This window comes from Vibrio sp. 10N.247.310.24 (genome assembly GCF_041467175.1).
GTDB lineage: Bacteria > Pseudomonadota > Gammaproteobacteria > Enterobacterales > Vibrionaceae > Vibrio > Vibrio tasmaniensis_A.
This window is the reverse complement of record NZ_JBFSUD010000015.1, coordinates 76,490-84,533: the sequence shown is the minus strand read 5'-3', so window position 1 is coordinate 84,533 and position 8,044 is coordinate 76,490. Positions and strand designations below refer to the sequence as shown.

Below are 8,044 nucleotides of genomic sequence, written 5' to 3'. Positions count from 1 at the left end.
CCACAACGGTATGCTAAGAACAAAAATGCCGTTCACTCTTAAGTGAACGGCATTAACGCTAGGCGTGGTCTATTGCTTGGCTACTTCTCGATTTTAATATTTTCGACTCGGGCCTTCAGTTTTTGTCCCGGTCTAAAAGTAACAACACGTCGAGCAGAAATTGGAATGTCTTCACCAGTTTTCGGGTTACGACCAGGTCGCTCGTTTTTCTCACGAAGATCAAAGTTACCAAAACCAGACAGTTTTACCTGTTCGCCATTTTCAAGTGCCTTACGAACTTCTTCGAAAAACACTTCAACCGTTTCCTTGGCATCCCGCTTGCTGTATCCGAGTGTTTCAAACAGGTTCTCAGCCAAATCGGCTTTAGTGAGTGCCATAAAACTTTCCTCAAAGCTATGTTATACATTGCTACCATCTTCAGTAGCGCCAAAGCATTTACCCTATTCAATCAATGAGATAAGGTCATTTACAAGGAAAGTGTATGCCAAGCTTCTGATTTTCGCCAACTTTTTTATCTCATCAATTTAATTATTCTTTCAAATCAGGAAGATAACTCCCTTGCAAAGTCACATATATAGCTAAAAAACACCTAGCCAACAGGTACGATGTGATATTATATCCCGCAAAATCCAACATAATAAGAATTTAAAACTTTAGTGTTCTAAAAGATAATTTTTGAGACCTCTATCCTATACCCAATAAAATCAGCCACTTGATTTGATATCAAACTCAACAGAGGTTACTAAGTAACCATCATTAAATATGATATTTGTATCATTTCAGAATTTAATTCGAATTAGTCAATCCTTTCGACAATGCTATTCTGCTGTGTTTTTAGAAAACGCTCAATCAATCGTCTTTATTTCCCTAAGAGGTCTTACGGTTGTCTTAGCAGGCTTCACTATCAAACCTATACCGACTAGAAACAGTACAGATGCCACAACTTGAGCGACTGATAGCACCTCGTCATACATAAAGTAACCACTGATCAATGCGAATATAGGTACTAGCAAGGTTAACGGCGCTGTCGTGCTTAACGGATATTGAATTAACAGTTTATTCCACACCCAGTAACCGAATAGCGTGGTTGGGTAAGCCTGAAACAACACAGCAATCGTTGCGTTCCAATCCCATTGTTCTATCGCCTGCCAAATAATTTGGTCACCGTGCAGCATCACCGCAAACAACACTAATGGAACTGGCGCAAATAGCATGCCCCACACGTTAAACGCAAAAGCCTGAGTGGTTTTAGACGCTTTAACAATCACGCCCATTAACGTCCAACTACACGCTGCGATCATAATAAGAATCACGCCATTAACAGTGACATTGCCCGTTGCTGCGGAAACCAGCACCGCCAACGCGCACATCGCTAACATCGCACCCATTAACTTGCGAACCGACGCACTTTCTTTGAAAACCCACACGCCAACCGCCATACCAATTAGCACATTGGTTGAAAGCAACACCGACGAAAGCCCCGATGAGAGCCCAGCGGTGATTGACCATGAAGCCATGCCCCAGATGCCCACACCAAACACAAAGCCATAACTCACTAAACAACGCCACGCGACATTCGGTCTTGCTACAAAAAATATCACCGGAATCACCGCTAGCGAGAAACGCGCGGCGGTTGCCAACAACGGATGAACATTGGTTACACCCATTTTGATCATCGAGAAATTGAATCCCCAAATTGCCATCACGAACACCGCTAACAACAAATCATTTCTTTTCATACTGACCCCTCCTTTGTTTTGAATGAGTATCCCTTGATCAACAAAACCAGTACAGATACAATTTTTACAATAAAAACCAGTACAGTTAACAACGGTCGTGACCATGAGCATCTACAGAAAGCTAGCCAATCAGTTTATCGGTGAGATTGAAACGGGGAAAAGACCCGAAGGTGGACGCATGCCTTCGCTGCGTCAATTAGCTAAACAACAAGCCATCAGCATGTCGACCGTGGTGAGCTGCTACCAAGAACTGGAATCACAAGGCTGGATACACTCTCGACCGCAAGCAGGGTATTTTGTTTCTCCTCATAAACCTGCTCGTTCAACCCCAGAGTGGGCACAGTTTGAAAGTAAAGTGTCGAGCGTCAAGCTAACCTCATCGACTCACAACTCAATCAATGGACCTTTAGGGGTGTCTAGCACCGCCAATGATGAACAGTCGATTGGTGAACTGGAACGCAGTTTTCGCCGCGCTATTCGGCGTATGAGCAGCAGGCTAAACCATTACCCAGATACACAAGGTGAGCCAATGTTACGTCAGGCATTATCCACTCACTTTGCCAAGCTCGATGTACACTTTTCACCTGAAGAGATGGTGATTACGGCAGGCTGTATGTCTGCGATTAAGGCTGCACTTGAATCGTGCACCAAAGAAGGCGACACCATCGCGATTAGTTCACCTTGTTTCAACGGCATTCTGGAGTTGCTCGGAAAGATGTCGCGACAAATCATCGAGATCCCATCTCTGGATGACGGTATCGACTTGCAACAATTGGAAGCGCATTTGAAGAATAGACAAGTCGATGCCGCGATTTTTTGTACCTCTCATATGAACCCTCAAGGGATCAACATGTCGGCTAGTCAAAAACAAAAGCTTGCTGAATTAGCGAATCACTATCAAGTACCGATCATTGAAGATGATGTGTATCTGGAACTTTCTTATTCCTCACACACTCCACTCCCCGCGAAATACTACGACAAAGGCGGCTATGTACTATGGTGTGGTTCAATATCGAAAAGCTTGTCACCGAGTTACCGATTAGGATGGTGCTTACCAGGGAGGTTCATTAACGAATACAAGGCTCAGTTTTCTGCTGCAAGCTATGGCGTCGCCCTACCCACTCAGCTTGCAGTTGCTGACTTTATCGAATCTGGTCAATACGCAAAACACGTTAGAAGAAGGTGTACTCAGCTTCTCTCTTTGCGCCAGCAATACCTAAGTTATTTGGCTCAGCACCTTCCTCAAGGAGTAAAGATAAGTAACCCGCAAGGTGGCATGGTACTTTGGCTACAAATACCAAATTTGAACCAATCAAGCTTTGCTCAGGCAGTTGCCGACCACAACATTGATATCAGGCTTGGGCACCTGTTTAGCACTCATGACCTTTACAGCAATTGCTTACGCATCAATATTGGTTACTCGTTAGAGGGAAAAGCCAAGCAGGAATTGAACGACTTAATCGAACTGATTCACGTTCATAGCTAATACGTTCCAGTTCTTAATACGTGCCAGTTCATAATACGCAGCTAGGACATCAAAGCTTTTCAGAATCGACTTTTTCATGGTCATTAGAACACCGAATTTTAATAGCCTTTTATCATAAAAAAGAAGGCTATCATTCCTATCTGATCTAGGTTAAAGCCCCGCACCGTAAGGAAAATGACTCGCTTCGATACCTTTAAATACTGAGTTTGCTAGCACATACAAAATTATGCAAACTGACTAATGACACATCACTTTTTAACTTCAATATACAACCGCCGGCGCTGGCGTTTTCCCGTATTTGAAGAGAATAATTATGAGTGATACAACAAAAAACAAACCACTACCTTCCTTTATCGAAGAACGCTTGAATTTCTATATTCAAGACCTCATTACCCAGAACCAAAGCCAAAAGCACTTGGTATTGGGTAAACGACCTCAGCGCAATGCCGTCGTGATGCAGAGCAATGATTACTTAGCACTGTCACACAACAAACCGATCCAAGACGCCCATCAAGCAGCGATTATTGAACACGATGACAACGTAGTGATGTCTGCAATTTTTTTACAAGATGAAGAGTCTAAACCTGCGTTTGAAACCGAGCTCGCGAACTATGTCGGAATGGAGAGCTGTTTGCTTTCTCAGTCAGGTTGGGCGGCCAATATTGGACTATTACAAACCATCTGCCCGCCGGACACATCGGTGTATATCGACTTTTTTGCCCATATGTCGCTATGGGAAGGCATTCGTGCCGCTGGCGGCATCGCCCACCCGTTTATGCATAACAATATGAATCACCTGCGTAAACAGTTAGAGCGCCACGGCTCAGGCGTTATTGTGGTCGATTCGGTTTACAGTACCATTGGGACCATCGCCCCACTACGCGACATCTACGAAATGGCGCAAGAGTTTGATTGTGCCGTCGTCGTTGATGAATCGCATTCATTGGGCACGCATGGGGAAAATGGTGCCGGCATAGTTCACGCATTGGGCCTTACAAAGCAAGTCGACTTCATCACCGTAAGTTTGGCTAAAACCTTTGCTTATCGTGCAGGCGCGATCCTTGGACCAAAACTACTTTCAGAAACCTTACCGTTTGTTGCTTATCCCGCGATTTTCAGCTCGACCGTGTTACCACAAGAGGTGGTCCGTTTAGAGAAAACATTAGAGGTAATCAAAAGTGCAGATGATAAACGACAGGCTCTGTTCCAGCGTGCTAAATCGTTGACTACGGGTCTAAAACGAATTGGCTTTAATATCCGCAGCGAGTCTCAAATTGTGGCATTAGAATGTGGTAGTGAAAGAAACACTGAACGTGTTCGCGATTTCCTCGAAGAACGGAATGTGTTCGGTGCGGTGTTCTGCCGCCCCGCTACGGGCAAGAACAAGAACATCATCCGATTTTCAGTGAATGCCGATATGACACCACGAGACATTGACCATGTGCTCACCGTTTGTCACGAAGCGTACCATCACCCAGAGTTAGAGTTCGTATAACTCTGTACACACCAATTCTATAACTAACACAAACGGCAGGACTGAATAGACGCTATCATGTCGCGATACAAAAAGAGCCCAGCGAATTGCTGAGCTCTTTCTTGTGTTCATCTATTCATCTAGTTCAGCTGGATAACCGGACGGTACAACAAATCAAATCCAGTGTGCAATTTTATCGAACAGTCGGGTTTTATCTGCTGGCTTCACAATAAAATCTGACATGCCTGACGATTCCATTTTTTCCAATGTCACTGGGGAACTGTCGCCTGTGTGAGCAATAATCGGCACTGTAGAGTATTCTTTGGCAGCACTACGGATTCGACGAGAAGCTTCAATACCATCCATAATTGGCATCTCGATATCCATCAGAATCAAATCAACATCCTCGGTATCCAAAGCATCTAACGCTTGTTGGCCATCTTCTTTCTGTACAACGTCAAAGCCCTGTTTTTCCAATAACATTGCGGTAAAACGGCGCAAAGATTCGTTGTCATCCACCACCATTATCGTACGTTTATTAGTCGCATCTAGTGGTTTCACAGCAACCGATGGCAACACGTAATTAGAATCGAAAAGTAAGCGCTCGATGGTGGCTTTGGTATTCAGTAGCCAAACTTGTGTTTCCACCCAAATCGGTTCAAAAGCAACGTTACGAACACGCTTAATGGGATGATGCTCATACAAATAGATGATTCTCGCTTCAGTGAACGATAGCAAAGATTCAATTCTATCGAGGTAATTGGCTCTTAAATCTAAGCTCTCCATATCAACGAAAATCAAGTCGAACTCAAATTGATATTCCTTATTTTTAAGTGCTGATACAACGTCTAATACGGTGAGGTCAAACCCCATAGAACGTGATGTCTCAGTAATTTTATCAGAGAGTACTTTCTGGTCACTCACCATCAACACTGTCTTTAGCTTAGTGAGCTCACTCTTAATTTCGTTCACAGAGTGAGAAGTCAAAGATGGAAAAGTCATCGTGAACTGCGTCCACTGTTCCACCTCAGACTTACACTTAATCTCTCCACCAAACGACCGCATTACTTTCTGACAAAATGGCAAACCTAAGCCGTAGTTACCTGATTGGCCGGTGGTGTAAAAATCCTGGAAAATACGTCGAATGACATCGTTTGAAATACCAGCTCCGTTATCGGTAACCATAATTTGATTGGTCACGTCATCACTGCACATGGTGACATGAATATGAAAATCTTCAGGGCTGCGATGATGGAATGCGTTCTTGAACAAGTTATACATCACGTACTTCAACAAGGTATCACTGCCCAAGAAATCAAAGTTGCTTTGTACATCTAAAGAGATCGCTGATTTATCAGCTGAGCGCTTATAGTTAAAGCTATCTATAGCCCCTTCAACCACCGCTTGAGCTGAATGTTTCTTGAACGTAGAACGAGATACTCGGTTTTCATCAATTGAAGTCAATAGAAGATCAATCGTCTCGTTACCTGAGTGAATAATCTCCATCGCTTCATCACCCACTTCACGTAACTGTATAACTTCTTCATTGCTCAAAGCGTATTGCCCTTGGTGGCCACCACTTTTCGGATTCGGCAATATGGACTGCATAACATCAATAGAAGTCAGTAAACCACTTAGTGGGTTTCTCATCTCATGCGCGATACCGGCCCCAAAAGATTTCGCCAATGACACCTTATTCTCATGTTCCACCTGATTACGGAAGTAAAATAAGTTACCGAACAAATAGATAAATAAGAAGATTGGCACATGCGTCCAATCCATAGTGAGCTCTAAGTAGAAGCCTTGTGCCACCCATGCACACAAGGTAGCAATCCCTATCCCGGCGAAGGTTTGTGCAAACATCACTCGGGTGACGTGAACTAATAGAATATGGAGGAAAATAGCCGACATGAAAGACATAACCCATACGTTGGACCAGTTATTCATCAGCAGCATGTAAAAGAAAAAACACGGTAAGCAGAGGGTAATAGCGACTTGATAATAAGCCGGAAGGTACTTTCGCCAATCAAATGGAATACGATTACGAACAACAATCCCAAGGAACAATACCGAGCAAAACAGACGCACGGCTAAATTTTCATAGGGTTGCGGAAACAAGAATTCCCATACAATGTAGTAAGCAGGGAAACCGACAAAGCCCATCCAACCCACAAGGGTTAGGTTAGGTTCTGCGTACTGATAAACTTTACGAATCGCGTTCATACAAATACTTTATTTACTAAGCCCTAACGTTTACAAAGTCTAAAATTTGATGTTGGTTCTTATGTTTTCCGCTGAGTATATTACACATCACCTCAGAGCAGTGAGCTTTCAATCAAATATGTATCAACGCTTTTGATTTTATTATGACTTAGATGAATAAAGTCTCGGTTTCATACTTTAACTCAGACAACATCCCTAAGTGATTCAGATTTATACGCTCACGCCTACACCAATAACGCGCCTTAGCAAGTGCTGCGCCTCTTCGTTTGCATTATGTCACTGTAACGCGATGCATCTTTCTTGGAGTATCGCCGTAATCAATCACCGCGTAATGTTGCGTTACCCTATTGTCCCAAATAGCCATTGATTCCCTGTCCCATTTGAAACGGACTTGAAACTCAGGGCGTCGTGCAATTTCAAACAGTTGGTTAAGTAAAATATCACTCTCTTGTCGGTCAAGTTCGTTGATATAACGGGTAAACTGCTCATTGATATAAAGTGTTTCTTTACCGGTTTCCGGATGGCTCTGAACAACAGGATGAATTACAGGTGGATTTTGCTGCGCGGTTTTAAGTAGTGATTTGTGCCAATCAAGCTCTATCTGATCTGGCTCAACTCCCTCGAAAGCCACCAGCGAATGAGTCGCAGACAACCCTCTCAATTTTGCTTTCATGTCTTCATCTAATGACTCGAAAACCGCAGTCATCGAACACCAAATCGTATCCCCACCGGTGCTTGGAATATGTTGAGCATGCAACAAAGAAGCTTTCGATGGCACGTTGCGCCAGGTTAGATCCGTATGCCAATAGCTTTCCATGGGTGCATTACCACGGGTTGTTTCGATGACACTCACCTGAGGTGCGCTTTCGACGCGAGGAAAGAAGGGATGCGCAAGCTCGAGCTGTCCAAATCGCTCTGCAATCATCAAGTGTTGTTCTGGTGAGAGTACTTGATCACCTAGGAAGATGACTTGATGGGTAATCAGCGCCTGATAAACCTCATCGAGCTCAGTCACACTGCATGTGGCGAGATCGACTCCATGGATTCGCGCACCGATATGAGGGGTAACTTGTTCTATTTTCAACATACTTTTTCTTTTTGGTTTTCTCTAAGTTGAGTTGG

At 43.7% G+C, this 8,044-nt stretch carries 6 protein-coding genes; 2 read left to right on the top strand and 4 right to left on the bottom strand.

Annotation, left to right across the window (positions count from 1 at the left end; genetic code table 11):
- Nucleotides 1-80: 80 nt before the first annotated feature.
- Together ihfA and AB6E08_RS07315 are read right to left on the bottom strand one after the other, a co-directional pair.
- Nucleotides 81-377 carry an integration host factor subunit alpha gene (ihfA, locus tag AB6E08_RS07320; RefSeq protein ID WP_004734853.1) on the bottom strand — a complete coding sequence of 99 codons (297 nt, stop codon included), beginning with the start codon at nt 375-377 and terminating at the stop codon, nt 81-83.
- A gap of 468 nt (nt 378-845) precedes the next feature.
- Nucleotides 846-1,739, bottom strand: a complete 894-nt coding sequence (locus AB6E08_RS07315) for an EamA family transporter (RefSeq protein ID WP_372063769.1) — start codon at nt 1,737-1,739, stop codon at nt 846-848.
- A gap of 103 nt (nt 1,740-1,842) precedes the next feature.
- On the opposite strand from AB6E08_RS07315, the gene AB6E08_RS07310 reads away from it, so the two are divergent.
- Together AB6E08_RS07310 and cqsA are read left to right on the top strand one after the other, a co-directional pair.
- Nucleotides 1,843-3,225, top strand: a complete 1,383-nt coding sequence (locus tag AB6E08_RS07310; protein ID WP_372063767.1) for a PLP-dependent aminotransferase family protein — start codon at nt 1,843-1,845, stop codon at nt 3,223-3,225.
- A gap of 313 nt (nt 3,226-3,538) precedes the next feature.
- Entirely contained in the window at nt 3,539-4,720 is a 1,182-nt protein-coding gene (cqsA, locus tag AB6E08_RS07305; protein WP_012604149.1) for an alpha-hydroxyketone-type quorum-sensing autoinducer synthase, read from the top strand.
- 153 nt (nt 4,721-4,873) lie between these two features.
- Here the strand turns inward: cqsA and AB6E08_RS07300 are convergent, their stop codons facing one another.
- Entirely contained in the window at nt 4,874-6,922 is a 2,049-nt protein-coding gene (locus AB6E08_RS07300) for a response regulator (RefSeq protein ID WP_017096970.1), read from the bottom strand.
- Nucleotides 6,923-7,193: 271 nt separating this feature from the next.
- Nucleotides 7,194-8,009 (bottom strand): TauD/TfdA family dioxygenase, encoded by an 816-nt coding sequence (locus AB6E08_RS07295; protein ID WP_017096971.1) that lies wholly within the window; start codon nt 8,007-8,009, stop codon nt 7,194-7,196.
- Nucleotides 8,010-8,044 lie beyond the last annotated feature (35 nt).

What these genes read in the sequence shown, in the direction of transcription:
- ihfA (WP_004734853.1), bottom strand. Translation starts at nt 377, where the DNA reads ATGGCACTCACTAAAGCCGATTTGGCTGAGAACCTGTTTGAAACACTC.
- AB6E08_RS07295 (WP_017096971.1), bottom strand. Translation starts at nt 8,009, where the DNA reads ATGTTGAAAATAGAACAAGTTACCCCTCATATCGGTGCGCGAATCCAT.
- AB6E08_RS07315 (WP_372063769.1), bottom strand. Translation starts at nt 1,739, where the DNA reads ATGAAAAGAAATGATTTGTTGTTAGCGGTGTTCGTGATGGCAATTTGG.
- AB6E08_RS07300 (WP_017096970.1), bottom strand. Translation starts at nt 6,922, where the DNA reads ATGAACGCGATTCGTAAAGTTTATCAGTACGCAGAACCTAACCTAACC.
- AB6E08_RS07310 (WP_372063767.1), top strand. Translation starts at nt 1,843, where the DNA reads ATGAGCATCTACAGAAAGCTAGCCAATCAGTTTATCGGTGAGATTGAA.
- cqsA (WP_012604149.1), top strand. Translation starts at nt 3,539, where the DNA reads ATGAGTGATACAACAAAAAACAAACCACTACCTTCCTTTATCGAAGAA.